The following is an 18084-nucleotide window of genomic DNA, read 5'->3' as shown; positions in this document are numbered from 1 at the left end:
CTGTCTCTTAATTCCACAGTAGACAGTCCGGCCAGAGTCACCCGCGAGGAAGCAGGGCGAGAAACGCGGCCGCGGCCGGAGTCGGCGGCCGAGTGGCCGCGTGGACCGCGACCACTTCGCGCTCGATGCTCGGGTCAGTGGCCAGAGTGCGGACTTCCGGATGGTGCCGCACCGTTTCCGGCGGAACGAGCGCGATGCCGATTCCTTCGCCGACGACGTCCAGGAGGTCGTGGACGGAGTCGACCTCGCAGATGCTGCGCCGGGACAGTCCGATGTGGTCGCAGGCGGCGTCGATCCGGGTGCGCAGGGCCGAATCCGCGCGGTATTCGACGAAGTCGCGATCGGACAGTTCCGCGAGGGCGACGCGATCGCGTTCAGCGAGCGGATCGGTGGCCTTCACCGCCAGCACCAGCGATTGGGCGGCCAGCGCGCGGTGCTCGACGTGCCGGGTGTCGAAGGGGCGGTCCACGAAGGCGAGGTCGAGTTCGCCGTCCACGACGTCGCGGATCAGCCGGGGCACGGAATCGTGGCGCAGGTGGAGGTGCACTGCCGGGTGGCGGGCGTGGAAGCGGGCCAACAGACCGGGCAACGGAACGCCGCCCATCGCTTGGATGGCGCCGACCCGCACCCGGCCGCGCAGCACCCCGCGGACGGCGGCGACCGCGTCCTTGCCTTCTTCGGCCGCGGCCACCGCTCGGCGCGCGGACGGCAGCAGGGCGCGGCCGGCTTCGGTCAGCTCCACCTTGCGCCGGGAGCGGGTGAACAGTTCGGCGCCGACTTCGCGTTCCAGCGCGGCGATCGAACTGGACAGGCTCGACTGCACCAGGTGCACGCGGGCCGCGGCGCGGGTGAAATGCAGTTCGTCGGCGAGCACGAGGAAGTGTTCGAGCTGGCGCAACTCCATGGATCGACTGTATCGATCGATGGCACCGGAAGCATCTGTTGGACTGGTCGTGGCAGCCGGGCGACGCTGGTCTGCATGAAAGTTCAGCAGGCAGTGGGTTTCTGGGGCGTGGCGTTCGCCTTCGGCGTGACAATGGCGGGTACGACGTTGCCGACGCCGCTGTATCCGTTGCTGCAGCGGGAGTTCGGGTTCGGCGAGCTCGCGAGCACGCTGCTTTACGCCGTCTACGCGGGCGGGGTGATCGCGGCGCTGGTGCTGTTCGGCCGTGCCTCGGACGTGCTCGGCCGACGGCGGGTGCTGCTCGCCGGAGCGGCCTGCGCCGCGTTGTCGGCAGCCGCTTTCCTGAGCGGAGCCGGGATCGCCGCGCTGCTGGCCGGTCGCGTGCTCTCCGGGTTCTCGGCCGGCCTGGTCACCGGCACGGCGACCGCGGCGCTCGGCGAACTGCACCCGCGCGGGAACCAGGCACACGCCGGGCTGGTCGCGACCGTCGCCAACATGCTCGGCCTCGGATGCGGGCCGCTGCTCAGCGGGGTGCTGGCCGCGGTCGCGCCCGCGCCGCTGCAACTGTCCTTTCTGGTGCACCTCGCGCTGCTGGCGACCGCCGCCGGCGTCGTGTGGCGAACGCGCGAACCGCGGCCCGCCGAGGCCGGGTCCCGGTTCCGGATCGTGCGGCCGGTGCTGCCCGCCGAGGTCCGGCCGGTGTTCCTGCCCGCGGCCACCGCGATGTTCGCCGCGTTCGCGGTGTTCGGTCTCGTCGCCGCCGTCGAGCCCTCGATGCTGGTGCGGCTGCTGGACGTGCACAGTCCGGTGGCGCCGGGACTGGTCGTGTTCGCGATGTTCGCCGCGTCGGCCGGCGGCCAGATCGTCTCCCGGCGCGTCCCCGCCGCCCGCGCGTTGCCGATCGGCTGCGCGGTGGTGCTGGCGGGGGTCGCCGGGCTGGCCGCCGCGATCGGCCTGGAATCCGCGGTCGTGCTGGCGGCCGCGACGATCGTGATCGGCGCCGGGCAGGGAGTGGCGTTCCGCGGCGCGGTGGCCGCGGTCGGCTCGCGCACCCCCGATGACCAGCGAGCCGGGACGATGTCCAGCTTCTTCCTGGTGGTCTACCTCGGCATCTCGGTCCCGGTGGTGCTGGCCGGCGCCGCGTCCGCCCAGTGGGGCCTGCGTGCTTCCGCGCTGGCCTTCGCCGGGGTCGTCGCCGTCCTTCTCGTCGTTGCGCTGCTCGCGACGGGTTCCCGCGCCCGCAGTGCGGCTTGAAGTGCTTCATCCGGCCGCGGACGTGCCAAGATCGGCTGGTTCCCGCACTTGATCGGACCTGCGGCTTCGGACCAAAAGGCACGAGACGGCGCCGATCGCGATCACCGCGACCGGCAGCGCGAGAGTCGGCCGCATCGCGTCGACCACTCCCTGCCCGAACACCGAGGCGGCGGCCTGCTGAACGTCGTGGACCACCGCGGCCGGCGTCCCGGACGGCAGCGGGACCGCGGCGCCGGACTGCCCGGTGCCGATGTCCGTCCCGCTCCGGGCCGCGTGCTCGAACGCCGCGGTGAACCGGTCGCGGACGGTCTCCGGAAGAGCGGCGGCGCGCGCGGCCGCCTCCTCCCGGAGCGAGACGGCGAGCCGGTTTTGCAGCACCGCGCCGACCGCCGCGCTGCCGATGACCGTGCCGATCTGCCGGATCGAGTTCAGCACGCCGGAAGCGGCTCCGGCCATCGCGGGCTCGACGCGGTACATCGCGACCGTGACCATCGGGCCGAACAGTCCGCCGATGCCCACCCCGACGACGAGCAGCGCGGGCTGGAACTCCCACCACGCACGCCCGACGTCGGCCGCGACTGCCAGCCACGCCATTCCGGCCGCGAACAGCGCCAGGCCGGTCATCAGGACGTACTTGCCGCCGAGCCGGTCGGCCAGCCTGCCCGCGACCGGGGACAGCACCGCCGAGACCACCATCGCCGGAGCCATCACCAGCCCGGCCTCGACCGCGCTGAAGCGCAGCACCGACTGCAGGTAGATCATCACCGGCAGGAACAGGCCGATCATTCCCACTTGGACGGTCGCGGACACGAAACTCATCACCGCGAAACCGCGGTCGCGGAACAGCACGAACGGCAGCAGCGGATCGTTTCGCTGCCGGTTCCGTTGCTGCACAAGGAATACCGCCAGCAGCAGCACGCCCGCGCCCAGCATGGACCAGATCGTCGCGTTCCACTCGTACCGCTGCCCCTCGGTGAGCGCGAACGTCAGGCACGCGAGCGCGGCCGCGGCGAACACGACGCCGGGAACGTCCACCCGACGGCGGGCGCCGTGCCGCAGGTCCGGCACCAGCAGCACGGCCAGCACGAGCACGAGCAGGCCGATCGGGACGTTGACGACGAAGATCCACCGCCACCCGGCCGAACTGACCAGCAGCCCGCCCAAAGTCGGCCCCGCGATCGTGGCCACCCCGGCCACCGCTCCCCACACGCCGAGCGCCGTGCCACGGCGGGCAGGCGGGAACGTGCCGATGATGATCGTCATCGTCTGCGGCGCCAGCGCGGCGGCCCCGAGCCCCTGCACTGCCCGGGCCGCGATGAGCTGCGCCGGATCCCGCGACAGCCCGCACAGGACGGATGCCGCCGTGAACACCGCGGTGCCCGCGACGAACATGGCGCGCGGCCCGAACACGTCCCCCAGCCTGCCGAAGGCGATCAGCAGCGCGGCGAGGACGAGGATGTAAACGTTGATCACCCACAAGACCTCGTCCAGCGAGGCGCCCATGGTTTCGATCATGCTGGGGATCGCGACGTTGACCGCCGTCAAATCCAGCAGGGTCAGGAAAAATCCCAGGCTGAGCGTCACCAGGACCGCCCAGGGATTGCCGCGCCAACGCTTCATTCGCATTCCTCCCAGACCTCCGCACCCCGCCTGAGCCGCCCGGCGGAAACCGGTCGCCGGGAGCCGACTCAGGTCGTCTCGCTAGAATGCTAGCATCCTAACAAGCTAACCATCCTCGGAGACGAGAGCGCGAGATCCGGCGGCAGAGCGGCCGACCGGATCGGAGAGGACGGCGGCGCGCAGCTGGCGACCGCGCGCCACCCTCTGGTACCGGTCAGGTCAGATGGTCGAATTCGCCGCTGACCCAACGGATGTGCGCCTCGGCGGAGCGCTGCACGACGGCTTTGGCGTCCGCGTCGACGGTGTCGCCGCCGAGCGTGTACAACCGGTCGTAGGACCAGCCGTCAAGCCGGTCGACGATCCGCCGGACCACCGCGGCGGACAGCGGGATGTGCTTCGGGAAATTGCGCTGGAACGACACCCAGTTCGGAGCCAGGCCGCCGCTGATCGAGTCGCCGGACAAGAGCGAGCCGTCCGGGGTGCGCAGCACGGCGCTGCCCAGCATGTGGCCGCCGACCTGGATCAGCTCGACCCCGGGCACCGGCTCGGCGTGCTCCGTCCAGAACTCGAGCACCGGGTCGGTGCGGCCCAGCCATTCCCGGCCCGCGGCGTTGACCAGCACCGGAATCCGCCCGAACGCGTGGCTCCAGCTGACCTGGGCAGCGAACATGTGCGGGTGACTGGTCGCCACCGCGACGACCTCGCCGAGCGCCCGAACCGCGGCGAGCGTGTCCGGCTCAATGGAAGTCGGCGGATCCCACAGCACGTTCCCCCGCGCGGTCCGCACGACGAACGACCACTGCCCGATGCCCACCACCGGTTCCCGCCGCAGGCTGTGCACCCCGCGACCGTGATCCCGCTGCCGCACCTCATGCGGTTCGGCGGCAAGCTGTTCGTGAGTACGCCAACTCCCCAAGTGCGGGCCCAAATCCCCGCGCTCCTCGATGCCGACCTCGCCGCGGTCCAGCACACAATGCGGGGGCTCCGGGGAGCCGGGCTGTTCGATGCCGCATCGGTCGCAGATCCAAAGTGTCATGATCGCGATTCTCGAACCTCGATATTGCTAGAGGTCAATCAATCGTCCAGTCTCGCAATCCGGCGAGACCAGCACGCGCGGAGCAGCAGCTCATCAGAGATCTGTGCCGAAACGGGAATCGGTACGCGCGGAAAGATCGATGACCAACCTGCCCTCGGTCCAAGCTTCGACGACCGAAGCGAGTTCGCTCCACTGCCCGCCGTTCAACTGCCGAGAGTCCGCCAAGTGCTGTTTGCGCTTGCCCTGACTCGTGGTCGCGTACAGGGCAACGGCGGAATCGTACCCACCTGACGTGAAATACACCTTTTCGATTTCTCTCCACCCGAGTTCGACGTGACAAGTCCATGAGCTGCCCTGTTGCCGGTACACCGCCAGTCCGCGCCCGCTCGCCGCTATCCGCACCCGAACCCCGGCCAGTTCCGCGGCCTGCGGCACCGGTCGTCGATTCTCCGGAGGAGGTGCAGGCCGCTCAGCAGGACGACGCTTTGCGGCGGGCAGGGGTTCCGCACGTGTCTGCCGAGAAATGTCGTGCACGTTCCCGCGCTGCCGGTGCCGGCCGAGCAGCAGCGCCGCCACCACCAGCGCGACCCCGACTCCGACGGAAAACGCCGCCAGCCACATGGACGCCATGCAGCACAGCATGGCCGCCCCGGCCGGAATCGGAATCGCTTCGCTCGCCAAACACTCGAATGGCGCAAACCTCACTGCACACTGGGCGTCAAACCGTCCGTCGAGCAGCAGAAATAGCTGAAGGCGCGGGATCGCTGGGGAATTCGGCGGACCGAGCGCTTCGCCCGAGCCCACGGACAGATCCGCGCGATCCGCCGATGGCGGCGCACCCTCCTTGGCGGCGTCGTCGAACGCGCTCACCAGGACGGCAAGCTCGCGGTCTCCGCCTCGGCCGGGCGGCTGAACGCGTATCGTGGCCCGCGGTGTGCCGGAAAGACTGGCCCGCAACGGAATCTTCGTTGACCTGACCGAGGAGCGCCTCATGGGAACCGGAGCCGACCGGACCGCGGTCGGGCCGATGGTTATCGTCGCCGCCGACCAGCACGAAGCCCGGCCGCTGATCGACGACCCGTGGGCCAGCCGCCTCCTGCCCGCCGCCGGGCGGTTCGCCGTCGCGCTGACGAGATACCGGCCGATCCGGCGAGCGTTGATCGCCGCTGCGGAGAAGAAGATCCCCGGCCTGTGGGCGAGCATGCTGTGCCGCAAACGCTATGTCGACGACGCCCTCCGCGAGGCTATCGACGACGGCGGGATCGAGGCGGTGGTCATCCTCGGCGCGGGCTTCGACACACGCGCCTGCCGCCTGCCCGCCCTCGCGAAGATCCCGGTCTACGAGGTCGACCTGCCCGCCAACATCGACCGCAAACGTGCCGCGCTCACGAAGGCGCTCGGCCGCGTCCCCGACAACGTGAAGCTGGTGCCGGTCGACTTCGAAACCCAGAACCTCGCCGACGCCCTCGCCCGGCACGGCTACTCCGCCCGGCGTACTTTCTTCGTCTGGGAAGCGGTCACCCAGTACCTCACCGAGGACGGCGTCCACCGCACGTTCGACTTCCTAGCCGCCGCACCCGCGGGCAGCCGCCTGGTTTTCACCTACGTCCGCAAGGATTTCCTCGACGGCACCACGCTTTACGGCGCCGACGCCGCCTACTCCGACTTCGTTCTCAAGCAGCGGCTTTGGCGCTTCGGCCTGACGCCCGGCCGCGTCGAAGCCTTCCTCGCCGAATACGGCTGGAGCGAACGAGAACAAGCCGGGCCCGAGGAATTCACCACCCGCTATCTGCGCCCTGCCGGACGAAACCTGCCGGTGTCGGAGATCGAACGCTCGGTGCTGGCCGAAGCGAAGTAATCACGGCGTACGCGAGTTCGCGAGCGTCGGCGGACTCGTGATCGTCGAGCGGGCCAGGCCAGCCGGTCCCGCCAACGTGCGCTCACACCGGCAGCAGCAACGGACGTTTCGCGGTGCGGCCGTCTCCGGAAGACCTGCCCAGCAGTCGCCGGACCAGCCAGGGACCGAGAAACTCGGCGAGCCACCGGACTTCCGTGCCCGCAGTGCGCCACGCTGGCGGGCGGGCGACGGGCGGCAGCGGGTCGGTCCAGCTGTCGTCGCTGCCGGGGAGGCCGAGGCTGTGCGCGACGGCGGCCGCGATCCGCGCGTGCCCGATCGGGTTGGCGTGCAAGCGATCCGCGCACCAGAGCCGCGGATCGCCGGCGACCTCGTGCCGGTCGGTGCCGACGACTGTCACCCCGTATCGGGCCGCCGCGGAACGGATCCGGCGGTTGAGATCGGCGACTCGCGGACGCAACGGTGCCGCGATCGGCGCGATCTTCCCGATGTCGGGGAAGGCGAGGGTGACCACGTCGGCGCCAGCGGCAGTGAGCGCGGCGAACATGGCGGTCAGGTGATCCCCCACCGCGCCGGCGTCGTAGCCCGGGCGGAGCAGGTCGTTCATTCCGGCGACCACAGTGGCCAGCGTCGGACGCAACGCCAGCGCCGGGGCGAGCTGTTCGGCACACACCTGACCGGCGAGGCGTCCCCGGACGGCGAGGTTGGCGTACTCCACCGGCTCGCCGGTGGCGGCGAGATGATCGGCGAACCGGTCCGCCCAGCCTCGGTAGCCCGTGGCCTCGTCGCCGTCGCCGATGCCCTCGGTCTGGCTGTCGCCCAAGGCCACGTAACGAACGGTCACGCACCGGCCTCCTGCTTGATCTGCTCGAACCGGGCGGCCATCGCTTCGCCGAGCGCTGTCGCCGCGGAGAGCGGGCGCACCATCACCGTGAAGTCGTCGATCAGCCCGTTTTCGTTGGTGTGCAGGAAATCGCAGCCGTTGATCTCCTTGTCCCCCACCCGCGCGGTGAAGATCAGCGCGTGGTCGCGGCCGTCGGCACTGGAGATCTCCCGGACGTAGCGGAAATCGGCGAAGACCCCGCTCACGGCGCGCAGGATGGCCGCAGTGATCGGCTTGCCGGGGTACGGCCGGTAAGCGACCGGACTGGTGAAGGTCACGTCGTCGGCAAGCAGGGCTTCGACGGCCGCGTGGTCGTTGTTCTCGACTGCCTCTCGGAGCGGGTGCACGCAGCCTCCTAGTAACTTTGTTGATTAGGTGCAGATGAGATTAATCGCCTCGATGCTACGGTGTCCAGATGTCCTTGAAGTTCGCGATCCTCGCGGCCCTGCTGGAGGGCGAGTTTTCCGGCTACGACCTGGCCAAGTCGTTCGACGCGTCGGTCGCCAACTTCTGGCAGACGACCCCGCAGCAGCTCTACCGCGAACTCGAACGGCTCTCGGCCGACGGCATGATCACCGCGCGCGTCGTCGAACAGGAACGCCGGCCCAACAAGCGGATGTTCAGCCTCGCTCCCGCCGGACGGCGCGCCCTGCACGAATTCACCGCGACGCCGGTCCAGCCCACCACGATCCGGGACGACCTCCTGGTCAAGGTGCAGGGCAGCGACGCGGGCGACGCCGAAGCGGTGATCGCCGCCGTCGAGGAACGCATGGAATGGAGCCGCGCCAAGCTCGCCCGCTTCGAACGGCTGCGCGAGCGCATGCTGGACGGCCGGACGGAAAGCGATTACCTGCGCGACAACGACCGGGTCGGGCCCTACCTGACTCTGCTGCGCGGCATCTCGTTCGAGCAGGAGAACCTGCGGTGGGGCGAGCACGCCGCGCGGATCCTCCGGCAGCGCGCCGAATCGAGCGTTTCCAAGCCTGCCTAGCGCGGTGACGGTCGGCCGAGGTGGCGGAACCGTCCTGGCTGACGTATACCCCTTGCTGTGGCGGCTTCGACGGTAGGACTGTTGCATCCGGGCCGGATGGGCTCGGCCATCGCGAGGCAATTGATCGCGGGCGGGCACCAGGTGCTGTGGTGCCCGGCCGGACGGTCGGCGGGAACAGCGCGCCGAGCCGCGGAGACCGGGCTGACCGCGGTGGAGACGATTCCCCTTCTCCTCGAGCGGAGCGCGGTCGTGTTCTCGATCTGCCCGCCCGCCGCGGCCGAGGAGGTCGCCGCGGACATCGGGGATTACCGCGGGATCTACGTCGAGGCGAACGCGATCAGTCCACAAAGGATGATCGCGATCGCCGGCCGGCTCCGCGCGACCGTGGTGGACGGATCGATCATCGGGCCGCCCCCGGACGGGCATTCGACCGCGCGGCTCTACCTGTCCGGTCCGGAGAACGCCGTCGAACTGGTACGGGGGCTGCTGGCCGCCGGCAACGCCGAACCGGTGCCGCTGGCAAACCGCGTCGGCTCGGCGAGCGCGTTGAAGATGGCCTACGGATCGTTCCAAAAGACTTCGCGGGTGCTGGCCGCGCTCAGCCATGCGATCGCCGACGACTACAGCGTCGGCGAACACCTGCTCAGGGAAGCGAACGCCTTCGGCGGCAACGCGCTGGCGGACCCGGACGGGCTGCCGTCCGCAGCCGCGCGCGCTTGGCGCTGGGCGCCGGAAATGCTGGAGGTCGCGGAAACCGCGCGGGAGCTCGGCCTTCCGGACGCCCTCGCCACCGGCTCGACCGAGGTGCTGTCGCGCTGGGCGGACGACAAGGACGACTTCGACCTCGACCTTCCGGCCACGCTGCGCCACCTGCATCGCGAATAGCGGCCACGGGATCATGCCGTCACGGCGTCTCCGAAGCAGGGTCTCGCCGGGGTTTGCTTCACCGGATCCACCGGTTGAGCGGCCATGCAAGCTCAGCTCGGCGACGGCGGCCCGCACATGATCGCCGCCGACGTTGTCGAAGCACACGTCGACACCGACCGGTCGCGCCCTTGCCGAGCACGACCCGCGCGCACCTCTCCGAACCGGACGAGAAGACGAATGGCCCGAGGAAATTGGCACCGCGAGCCGGCCACGCCTCGTACGGGCGAGCCTCTTGGCGTCATCACCAGGCCGCGCTGCCGATTCGGATCATGACCGCAGCGAGAGCACGACGCGCTCGTCGCTGATCCGCCACCGTGCTCGCAAGGTGGCGTGGGCATTTCAGGCGCCCGATCCCGGAAGGCGGGACCGAAAGGTCCTCGTCGTCGAAGCAGCGACCGATCGCGGAACCGGCGCGATTCTTGGCGCCCAAGCGCGTTCTCCAGCCGGTGCCCGGCCGCTCGAAGCCACCTCGCGCACCTCAGCAGCGGTCAAGAAACGCTGCCTCCGCCGGGACTCGGCTCAGGTCGTCGACACGGCGCAACCGGTATCGTGTGGTGGCGAGCAGTCTTCGAGAGTTGCCGGAAGGATGCTGTGGCGAGCCTGGTGTCGTCGTTGGACGACTTCGCGGATGTGGAGTGGGGCAAGTTCGGCCTCATCGACGACGAGCGGGTGCCGCCGGGCGAGCCGGGCTGGCTGGCGCTCGGATCCCCGGACACCTTGCTGACCGGCAAGAACGGAGCCGTCTTCCGCAGCGGCGGCACCGCCCATCGCGCGGGCGTGCGGCTGGAGTTCTGGGACGGTGTCCCGCCCGCGGCCGCCGACCGCTGGGACACCGCGTGGGAGGACCGGATCCCGATGACCTCCGGGGTGGTCCGGCTGGCGTTCGTCGCGTCCGGGGTCTCGGAGCGGACCCTGTCTCTGGACGGTCCCGGGGTCTACGGCATCCGGGCGCTGTGCCGGGGCCGGCAGGAGGCCCGGCGAGCAGGCGACCTGCCCTGCACCGGCGAGGTGGTCGAGCACTGGGTGCTGCAGTTCTGCTCGTACAGTGCCACCCCATCCCCGCCAGCGCCGAGGACACCGAGACCGGGTTCCTCGTCGTCGAGATCCCGCCCAGCCTACTCGCCCCGCACATGATCGAAGGCAAGTACCGCGGCCGAGGCGACAAGACAAACACGCTCTCTCGGACGCCGAAGTCGAACGGCTCCACGCCATCCGGACCGCGCGCGGCTCGCGCCATGTCGCGGACGAATCGCCCCGATTCGGCCGGATTTCATGAATGCAAAGGGCGGGACCACGTTACGCCGGATTCCGTGCTGACCGTGTTCTAGCCCGGGAGAACCGGCACCGCGTTTCAGCGGGCTCGTTCGGGAGACCACTGCAGCAGGAACCGCAGCGCCTCCTCGCTCGGCGAACCCGGTTCCGCGGTATAGGCGACCAGCAGCTGCTCCGGATGAGTGTCCACTGTGAACTGCTGGACGTCGAGTTCGAGCTTCCCCGCCACCGGATGCCGGTAGGCCTTCGACAGCGCCCGCGGCCCGCGCACCTGGTGATCAGCCCACCACCGCCGGAAATCCGGGTCCCGCACACTCAGCTCTCCGACCAGCGCGCTCAACGCCGGATCGTGCGGCGTCCGGCCGGCTTCCATCCGCAGCACCGAAACGCACTCGCGCGCGGCCCGCGGCCAGTCCGCGTACAACGACCGGAACGATTCGTCCACAAAGGTCAGCCGGATCAGGTTTCGTTCGGCCGCTGGCAGTTTCCCGAAATCGGTGAGCAACGCGGCGCTCCCGCGGTTCCAGGCCAGCACGTCCATCCGGCGGTGCAGCACCATCGCCGGAACGTCGCGCATCGTGTCCAGCAACTGCCGCAGCCGGGGCGCGACCTCGGGCCGGGCCGGTTGCCGCGGGGAGACTGGCGCGACGTCGGCGACCGTGAAGAGGTACGCGCGTTCGTCCGGCGCGAGCTGCAGGGCATCGGCCAGCGCGTCGAGCACTGACCGGGAAACGCGATTCGTGCGGCCCTGTTCGAGACGCACGATGTAGTCGATGCTGAGGTGTGCGAGCTGAGCCAGCTCCTCGCGGCGCAACCCGGGGACACGCCGCCGCCGTCCGTCGTCCGGGTACCCGGCCTGTCGCGGGTCGAGCGCCGCCCGGCGGGCGCGCAGGAAGTCGCCCAGTTCGCTTGCCATGCCACCAGTGTGCCGGGCGGGTCGGGCTGCTTGCCTGGTACTGGGGTGCATAGGCAGCACTGTCCCTGGTCGCGGCTCCGGACCGCGCCGAAGCTGGAGACATGCAAAACGACGTCTCCTTCCTCAGCAACAACCTCCGCATCGCCGCCCATCTCTATCTCCCGGACACCCCCGGTCCGCATCCCGCGTTGGTCGTCGGGCACCCGGGCACCGGTGTCAAGGAGCAGACTGCCGGCTCGTACGCCGAACTGATGGCCGCACACGGCTACGCCGCTCTCGCCTTCGACGCCGCTTACCAGGGCGAAAGCGAGGGCCTGCCGCGCGGACTCGAAGACCCCGCGCAGCGAGTCGAGGACTTCAAAGCCGCCGTCAGCTACCTGACGAGCCGCGAGGACATCGACCCCGCCGGAATCGGTTTGCTCGGCATCTGCGCGTCCGGCGGCTACTCGCTGACCGCCGCCTCCACCGACCGCCGAGTGCGCGCCGTCGCCACGGTCAGCGCCGCCGACGTCTCCCGCCAGCTGCGCCTCGGCGCCGACGGAACCCAGGACCCGGCGGTGTTCGACGCGATGCTGACCGCTTCCCGCACCGCTGCCGGCGGCCTGCCGGTCTTCCCCGCGAACGAGCAGGAAGCCCGTGTCGCCGGCCAGCATGCCTACGAGGGCTGGGAGTACTACTGCACCCCGCGCGGCGCGCACCCCCGATCTGCCAAGACGCTGACCTGGGACAGCATCGACCGGCTCGCGTTCTTCGACGCTTTCGCGCCGCTCTCGCTGCTCGGTCCGCGACCGCTGCTGACGATCGTGGGCGACCGCGCCGAGACCGCGTGGATGAGCATCGAGGCTTTCCAGCGAGCCACCGGCCCGAAGGAGATGTTCCGCGTCCCCGGAGCGTCCCATGTGGACCTTTACGACCGGCCGGCGGCGGTCGGCGCGGCGGCGGAGAAGCTGGCGGAGTTCTTCGGCAAGCACCTGTGATCGCTGGGCGGCACGGTCCTGCGCGCCGCGGGTTTACTGTCCGGCGATCCCGGAAGCAGTGTCGAGCGGACGTTCGAAGAAGGTCTCCAGGACGACGATCGCCTGGGTGCTCGTAACTCCATCGATCGCGTAGAGGCGGCGAAGCGATGCCTGAAGCTCCTCCGTAGTCGACGTACGGATCTTCACCAGCAGGGCCGCCGGGCCCGCGATGACATGCGCCTCGACGACCTCGGGGAGCGCCTCGATCGCTTCGCTCGTCGGCGAGTCGCCCATCCAGGCGTTGGCCTCCACCAGCACGAACGCCGCCACGCCCCGGCCGACCGACGACGGATCGACGTCGACGGTGGTCCGCCGGATGACGCCCTGTTCGCGCAGCTTCCGCACTCGCTCGTGCGCGGCGCCCGCGGACAGTCCCACGGCCTGCCCCAGCGCGGCGTAGGCCTGGGTGGCGTCGCGCTGCAGCTCGGCGAGAAGTCCGCGATCCAAGTCATCCACAGCTTGACGATATCAGGTTCGGCAAGACAAGCTGGCTGCGAGATGACATTCAGGGACTGGGGGTAGTCAGTGGACGCGATCAAGACTGAGTTCGCGGTGCTGGACGAGAGGTTCGCGCGCTGCAACGGCGACGAGTGGATGCGGCGGCTGCACACCGGGTGCCGCTGGACCGAGGGGCCGGTCTACTTCCCGGCCGGCCGGTACCTCGTGTTCAGCGACATCCCGAACGACCGGACCTTGCGCTGGGACGAGACCACCGGCCAGGTCGGCGTGTTCCGGCAGCCTTCGGGCTACGCCAACGGCCACACCAGGGACCGCGCGGGGCGGCTGATCAGCTGCGAGCAGGGCCACCGGCGCGTGACGCGCACCGAGCCGGACGGCAGCGTGACCGTGCTCGCGGAGCGTTATCGCGGCCGGCGGCTCAACAGCCCCAACGACGTCGTCGAACGGTCCGACGGGTCCATCTGGTTCACCGACCCGAGCTACGGCATCGACAGCGACTACGAGGGCCACCAAGCGGAAAGCGAGATCGGCGCCTGCCACGTCTACCGGGTCGACCCGGCGGACGGAGAGGTCCGGATCGTGGCGGACGACTTCGAACGGCCCAACGGACTGGCCTTCTCCGCCGACGAGAGCAAGCTCTACATCGCGGACACGCGGCAGAATCCCAGCCACATCAGGGTTTTCGACGTCACCGACGACGGCAAGCTCACCGGCGGCGAGGTGTTCGGCACCTGCGACAACGGCGCCTTCGACGGGCTCCGAGCGGACACCGCCGGACGAGTCTGGGCAGCCGCCCACGACGGCCTGCACTGTTTCGCACCGGACGGCACCCGCATCGGCAAACTGCTGATGCCCGAGATCTGCTCGAACCTGACCTTCGGCGGACCGCGCCGCAACGAACTGTTCATCACCGCGTCCAGTTCGGTCTACACCCTGCGCGTCAACTTCAACGGGGTTCGCTGACCGGAGCCCGCCCGGGCAGCGGCCGATCACTGCCGCGGAACTCTGGCGCCAGCAGGGTCAACGACCGCGCTGATCGCGTTCAGCTGTCTCGAGACGATTCCGGCGGCGGGGACGGGAGCGGTCGAGTTTCGGAACATCCCGCCCGGCTCACTCCGAGTGTTGGCGCATGAGTGCGGGCAATCGAACTACGGCCACCCCGGGCTTTCCCACTGCGCCCTGTTCACCCCGTCCGAGTCCGGCACCACGGCGCACCAATCGCCCATCACTCTGTCCGCCAGCATGAGGGAGAAACCCGCACCCGTAACCGCAGAAAGCGTATCGGCGCCACCGGGGTAGGCCCGATAGGACAACTCACCGGGCAGCAATGGGGCTACGAAGGCCGTGAAGTCGTCCTCCACTAGCTCAGGCCTGGGTTGCAATGCCGGATCGCTTATCACGCAAACCAGTGAACGCGGTCGCATGAGTCGGGCCACCTCGGCTGCGTTCTCCCGGCTTACGCGGAACCATCGGCACCCGGAGGCACCGTACGCCCAGCGCTCGCACAACAACGTGAAGCGCTCGGAGACCTTCGCCACCGTCTCCCAAAAGTTCTCGTCCGCTACGGCACCAACAGGATTCAAGATCGCTGTGGGCTCAGGAGCTGCGTCGCGCCACTGGAGAATCGCGTCCTGGCAACGGAGTCTCGCCAGATCAGCGGCAACCGCTCGCGTCATGGAGAGGTGTATCGCCCCGTCCCATCCCGACTCGATCTGAAGCCGCCCCGAGACGGAAAGCCGACAATACGGTCCGCGCCCCGCTGCCATTCCCTCGACAAGGTCAATCGCCTGCGGGAAATGGACCTCCGCGCCGTTGCGAAGGCCGAGGTGCCTGTCCAGAAGGGGTTCATTCACCAGCAACTCGCCGACCTCCAGAAAGCCAGTGCCGCTCTTCGCAATCACCGCTCCGAGCACCTGGCGCAGTGCTGCCGCGTACGAACTCCAGGCACCTGCGTCGGCCAACTCCGCTCTCACTCGCCCACTGCGAGGGCTGATGATCAACTCCTTGCTCATTTCGCCAGTTTCGCAGTGGCCCGCAGTGCCTTCAACGTCGGAATACCGCTCCAGCTCCCGCCGTCGATCTCCGGAGTCAGCATCGAGATGCCATCGGGCTCGAGCGCCTCCACAGACGCCTCAACGGCGGTCAGGAAAACCGGCTTGTTCGAACAATCCCTTGGGTTGCCAGCGCCGAACTCGTCTCCGGCGCTCCCGCGAGACCTCGGTTCAAGATCGTTCACGAGACCGTTTCAGCAGGTCACACCCTAAGCAAAGGGAAGGCAGAGTGGGCCGGGTCGGGCTCGAACCGACGGCCAAGGGATTATGAGTCCTCCTGGGCCGAGCGGTGTGCTGACCTGCGAAAACACAGGTCGACGGCGAGCATTGGCGGCAAAATCCCTTGGGTTTGGCAAGATCCCCCGAATCGGGGATCGCAACCGGCGTCCAGTTTACCTGCCCGGCAGCCACCCACCGAGCAGTGAACGGGCCGCAGCACCTGTGAGCGTCCCCGAGACGGGGCCTTGACCGCTGTTGCTCCTGACTCGACCGGCGCGTTGCGAAATGAGGCGTCAGCAGCTCGCTCCGACGCGAAGCACACAGCAGTTTGGCCAAACCAGTTGTCGCGGCACGAACATGCGACTCGATACCACATCCCCTAACCACAGACGCTCACGCAGAGCAGCAAGCTAGTCACTTCTCCGGTACTCGAGATACTTCACTGCTGCCTGAAGGGCCGTCCCCATTCCCGCAGCCGCGAGCCCGATCGAGGTAGACGAGTTCGCCAGCTTGGCCAGGACGAAAGCGAGAACAGGCACCGCAAGGACGGACAGCAGCGTAGGTGTCGTGAGCGAATACCAGCGCCAGGACCAAGTCTTCAACGGCTCAGAGCCTGGCGCGCAGGTTGCCGGAAAACCGCGCAACGCTATCTCCAATTTCTCGTGAGGATCGGCAGTGAGTACGGCTTGAGAGAGAGCCGCCAGCAGCTTTCGCAGATCGTCACGAGCGGAAACCTTCGCCGGTCGCGGCGCATCGGTCAAAGCCCGAAGCAGGCCGCTCTTCACCCGGTCACCCACGAGGGAATCGCCCCGTTGCTGACCTCGCCCGCTCAGGCACGTGATCTCCCGCGGGAGGCTGGCGGCTGCCTTGCGGAGAAGACTGCGAAGAGTCCGAATCCTGCGCTGCTGCAACCGAGCAGGATTGCCGACCCGGCAGCCAGTCGACGGGCTGGTGGCGACTTCGTCCACTTCGCGGGTCGCCGACAGAAGTTTGGCGATCTGGAGCTGAATTCGGTCGTGTGCATATCGAGCACCCCACGCCCTCAGGCACAAAGTACCGATCGGCACGACCAGCAAGACAGCCAGAGCAGGCATGACCAGATGCTGGGCCTCGATCGACAGACGCTCCAGCCACACCCTCGCCAAGGCAATCAAGGAGGTAGTTGTCCCGACGATGTAAAAGGCTCCGTATTCCGCACGATAAGCGCTCCACCGTGCACGCCTGGCTTCGGCATCCGTACACAGGCCTCGCTCCGCGAACGCGATGAACACGCCCAGCCGGTCCGGTGCGAACAACCAGCCCAGAGCCGCGCTGACCAGCTTCAGCGATCCGCCCACAAGAGGCCACGCACGTCGGCAACCGCGCAACGCTGGCGAGTCTGGGACGTCTGGCGTGCTACCTACAGCGCTCCCAACGCCGGTGCGCTCAGATGCGGTCGTCACATCTCCTCCTCGTGTCTGCATCGGCCCGCGAGGTTAGCGCCGACCCCCGACAAAAAGCCGAAGCACTGTATCCGTGGTTGGTGCACTGTTCACCAGGCCAGCCAGACCGGGCAGCCATCAGGCGGGCCGCGGTGCCTCCTGTACCGGCAACGCAGTGCTTATGCACAACTTGCTCCGTCTGAGTGAATATTCGCCCTGTTCTGCGCCCACAAAGCCCAGTTCGCCGACGGCGCGCTCCAGTCCGGCCACGGCGGCGTCGGGGGCGGTGGCCGACAGCGTGGCGAACGCGGTGAAGCAGTCGGGATGGTCCTCGACCATGCGGTGCAGTTGTTCGTTGACCTTGGCAGCTAAGGGCTTTGCGGATCAACGAAACGGGCGAGGAGCCAACCCGGGTCCGCTCCTCGCGGGTAAACGCCGACACCGCAACCACATTGAACCGACAACGCGACAGCGGTAAGACCGAAACATGGCACCCTCACCCGCCGACAGCGTGGATTCAGGACAGCTGCTCGATCAACTCGAATTCCTGGAACTACGGTTCGACAGCCACGCGCACCTCGCGGGCAGCGACCTGACCGACCCCGGAACATCAGACTGGTGGGCCACCGCCGGGATGACGGTGTCGCCGGACGAAGACGACCCTGCCGATCAATGGTATTTCTCCGAGAACGCCACCCTCTCGGCGAAACCCGACCCGCAAGGCTACGTCGACGTCAGCATTCTCGAAGCCAGCGGCCTGACCGTCGACCTGCAGCACGTCGACGGAATCTTCGACGCCCTGGACGCGCGCAGCCCCGACTACGCCAAGTTCATCCCGCTGTTCGGCAACCGCGACGAGTACGGGTTCCTCGGTCTCGACGACCGCCTCCAGAGCACACCCCACGCCTTCGGCACCCACGTCGTCATCGTCGACCGGGTACGTCTCGCGCCCGCCTGGCGCGGTCTCGGCGGCATCGGACGCTTGCTTACTGCCCGTGTCCTCCGCTGGATCTGCAGCGACCCGCGCCTCATCGCCGTCCAGCCCTTCCCGATCGACCTCGACCGCAGCCTCCTCCGACACGCCAGCGTCTTCGAACCGGCTCTCGACAAGGTCCGCCGCACCTGGGCGTCGCTGGGGTTCGTCCCGGCATTCGGGGGCACCTGGGTCGCGGACCCGGGCCGTTCCGCCTACAGCAACGCCGTCGAAGCCCTGGAAAGAAAATTCGGCCTTCGGTAGGGGCTCCTCGGCTTCGAGGCAAG

At 68.8% G+C, this 18084-nt stretch carries 19 protein-coding genes and 1 tRNA gene; 8 read left to right on the top strand and 12 right to left on the bottom strand.

The features are described 5' to 3' along the window. Window positions 1-37: 37 nt before the first annotated feature. Window positions 38-904: a LysR family transcriptional regulator gene (locus ACWDNU_RS09540; protein WP_449668459.1), complete on the bottom strand. Its 867-nt coding sequence runs from the start codon at window positions 902-904 to the stop codon at window positions 38-40. 75 nt (window positions 905-979) lie between these two features. Here ACWDNU_RS09540 and ACWDNU_RS09535 point away from each other — a divergent pair, with 75 nt between their 5' ends. Beyond that, window positions 980-2158 (top strand): MFS transporter, encoded by a 1179-nt coding sequence (locus ACWDNU_RS09535; RefSeq protein ID WP_449668458.1) that lies wholly within the window; start codon window positions 980-982, stop codon window positions 2156-2158. Between the two features lie 6 nt (window positions 2159-2164). Here the strand turns inward: ACWDNU_RS09535 and ACWDNU_RS09530 are convergent, their stop codons facing one another. The 3 genes from ACWDNU_RS09530 to ACWDNU_RS09520 all read right to left on the bottom strand — a co-directional run bounded on the left by ACWDNU_RS09530 (window position 2165) and on the right by ACWDNU_RS09520 (window position 5684). After that, on the bottom strand, window positions 2165-3778 hold the full coding sequence (locus tag ACWDNU_RS09530; RefSeq protein WP_449668457.1) for a DHA2 family efflux MFS transporter permease subunit: 1614 nt from the start codon (window positions 3776-3778) through the stop codon (window positions 2165-2167). Window positions 3779-3992: 214 nt separating this feature from the next. Then, entirely contained in the window at window positions 3993-4814 is an 822-nt protein-coding gene (locus tag ACWDNU_RS09525) for a hydrolase (RefSeq protein WP_449668456.1), read from the bottom strand. 93 nt (window positions 4815-4907) lie between these two features. After that, on the bottom strand, window positions 4908-5684 hold the full coding sequence (locus ACWDNU_RS09520) for a hypothetical protein (protein WP_449668455.1): 777 nt from the start codon (window positions 5682-5684) through the stop codon (window positions 4908-4910). Window positions 5685-5805: 121 nt separating this feature from the next. On the opposite strand from ACWDNU_RS09520, the gene ACWDNU_RS09515 reads away from it, so the two are divergent. Beyond that, complete coding sequence (locus tag ACWDNU_RS09515) at window positions 5806-6672, top strand: SAM-dependent methyltransferase (protein ID WP_449668454.1); 867 nt, start codon at window positions 5806-5808, stop codon at window positions 6670-6672. A gap of 82 nt (window positions 6673-6754) precedes the next feature. On the opposite strand, the gene ACWDNU_RS09510 is transcribed toward ACWDNU_RS09515, so the two are convergent. Both ACWDNU_RS09510 and ACWDNU_RS09505 read right to left on the bottom strand, forming a co-directional pair. After that, a complete protein-coding gene (locus ACWDNU_RS09510) occupies window positions 6755-7513 on the bottom strand; it encodes an SGNH/GDSL hydrolase family protein (RefSeq protein ID WP_449668453.1) in 759 nt (252 codons plus the stop codon). After that, on the bottom strand, window positions 7510-7899 hold the full coding sequence (locus tag ACWDNU_RS09505; RefSeq protein ID WP_370935764.1) for a nuclear transport factor 2 family protein: 390 nt from the start codon (window positions 7897-7899) through the stop codon (window positions 7510-7512). The genes ACWDNU_RS09510 and ACWDNU_RS09505 overlap by 4 nt, the downstream gene beginning before the upstream one ends. A 68-nt stretch (window positions 7900-7967) precedes the next feature. On the opposite strand from ACWDNU_RS09505, the gene ACWDNU_RS09500 reads away from it, so the two are divergent. From ACWDNU_RS09500 to ACWDNU_RS09490, 3 genes are all read left to right on the top strand, one after another. Beyond that, complete coding sequence (locus tag ACWDNU_RS09500; RefSeq protein ID WP_449668452.1) at window positions 7968-8543, top strand: PadR family transcriptional regulator; 576 nt, start codon at window positions 7968-7970, stop codon at window positions 8541-8543. 57 nt (window positions 8544-8600) lie between these two features. Next, window positions 8601-9428 carry a DUF1932 domain-containing protein gene (locus ACWDNU_RS09495; protein WP_449668451.1) on the top strand — a complete coding sequence of 276 codons (828 nt, stop codon included), beginning with the start codon at window positions 8601-8603 and terminating at the stop codon, window positions 9426-9428. 633 nt (window positions 9429-10061) lie between these two features. Continuing rightward, on the top strand, window positions 10062-10604 hold the full coding sequence (locus ACWDNU_RS09490) for a hypothetical protein (RefSeq protein WP_449668450.1): 543 nt from the start codon (window positions 10062-10064) through the stop codon (window positions 10602-10604). 217 nt (window positions 10605-10821) lie between these two features. Here the strand turns inward: ACWDNU_RS09490 and ACWDNU_RS09485 are convergent, their stop codons facing one another. Continuing rightward, a complete protein-coding gene (locus ACWDNU_RS09485; RefSeq protein WP_449668449.1) occupies window positions 10822-11658 on the bottom strand; it encodes a helix-turn-helix transcriptional regulator in 837 nt (278 codons plus the stop codon). 101 nt (window positions 11659-11759) lie between these two features. Here ACWDNU_RS09485 and ACWDNU_RS09480 point away from each other — a divergent pair, with 101 nt between their 5' ends. Then, a complete protein-coding gene (locus ACWDNU_RS09480) occupies window positions 11760-12635 on the top strand; it encodes an alpha/beta hydrolase (protein WP_449668448.1) in 876 nt (291 codons plus the stop codon). A 33-nt stretch (window positions 12636-12668) separates the two neighbouring features. On the opposite strand, the gene ACWDNU_RS09475 is transcribed toward ACWDNU_RS09480, so the two are convergent. Beyond that, on the bottom strand, window positions 12669-13130 hold the full coding sequence (locus ACWDNU_RS09475) for an Lrp/AsnC family transcriptional regulator (protein ID WP_370935758.1): 462 nt from the start codon (window positions 13128-13130) through the stop codon (window positions 12669-12671). 69 nt (window positions 13131-13199) lie between these two features. Between ACWDNU_RS09475 and ACWDNU_RS09470 the strand changes: the two genes are divergently transcribed. Next, the gene (locus ACWDNU_RS09470) at window positions 13200-14096 is read left to right on the top strand and encodes an SMP-30/gluconolactonase/LRE family protein (RefSeq protein WP_449668447.1); all 897 of its coding nucleotides are present in this window, start codon (window positions 13200-13202) and stop codon (window positions 14094-14096) included. A gap of 185 nt (window positions 14097-14281) precedes the next feature. On the opposite strand, the gene ACWDNU_RS09465 is transcribed toward ACWDNU_RS09470, so the two are convergent. The 4 genes from ACWDNU_RS09465 to ACWDNU_RS09450 form a co-directional block, all read right to left on the bottom strand. Next, window positions 14282-15145, bottom strand: coding sequence for a hypothetical protein (locus tag ACWDNU_RS09465; RefSeq protein ID WP_449668446.1), 864 nt, complete (start codon window positions 15143-15145; stop codon window positions 14282-14284). 269 nt (window positions 15146-15414) lie between these two features. Beyond that, window positions 15415-15485, bottom strand: a tRNA-Met gene (locus ACWDNU_RS09460). A 328-nt stretch (window positions 15486-15813) separates the two neighbouring features. Continuing rightward, a complete protein-coding gene (locus ACWDNU_RS09455) occupies window positions 15814-16740 on the bottom strand; it encodes a hypothetical protein (RefSeq protein ID WP_449668445.1) in 927 nt (308 codons plus the stop codon). A gap of 222 nt (window positions 16741-16962) precedes the next feature. Continuing rightward, window positions 16963-17163 (bottom strand): hypothetical protein, encoded by a 201-nt coding sequence (locus tag ACWDNU_RS09450; RefSeq protein WP_449668444.1) that lies wholly within the window; start codon window positions 17161-17163, stop codon window positions 16963-16965. A gap of 148 nt (window positions 17164-17311) precedes the next feature. Between ACWDNU_RS09450 and ACWDNU_RS09445 the strand changes: the two genes are divergently transcribed. Further along, on the top strand, window positions 17312-18061 hold the full coding sequence (locus ACWDNU_RS09445; RefSeq protein ID WP_449668443.1) for a hypothetical protein: 750 nt from the start codon (window positions 17312-17314) through the stop codon (window positions 18059-18061). Window positions 18062-18084 lie beyond the last annotated feature (23 nt).

This window comes from Amycolatopsis sp. NPDC003676, assembly GCF_053587275.1.
Note: the sequence above shows the minus strand (reverse complement) of the source record. Positions and strands in the feature narration are given on the sequence as shown.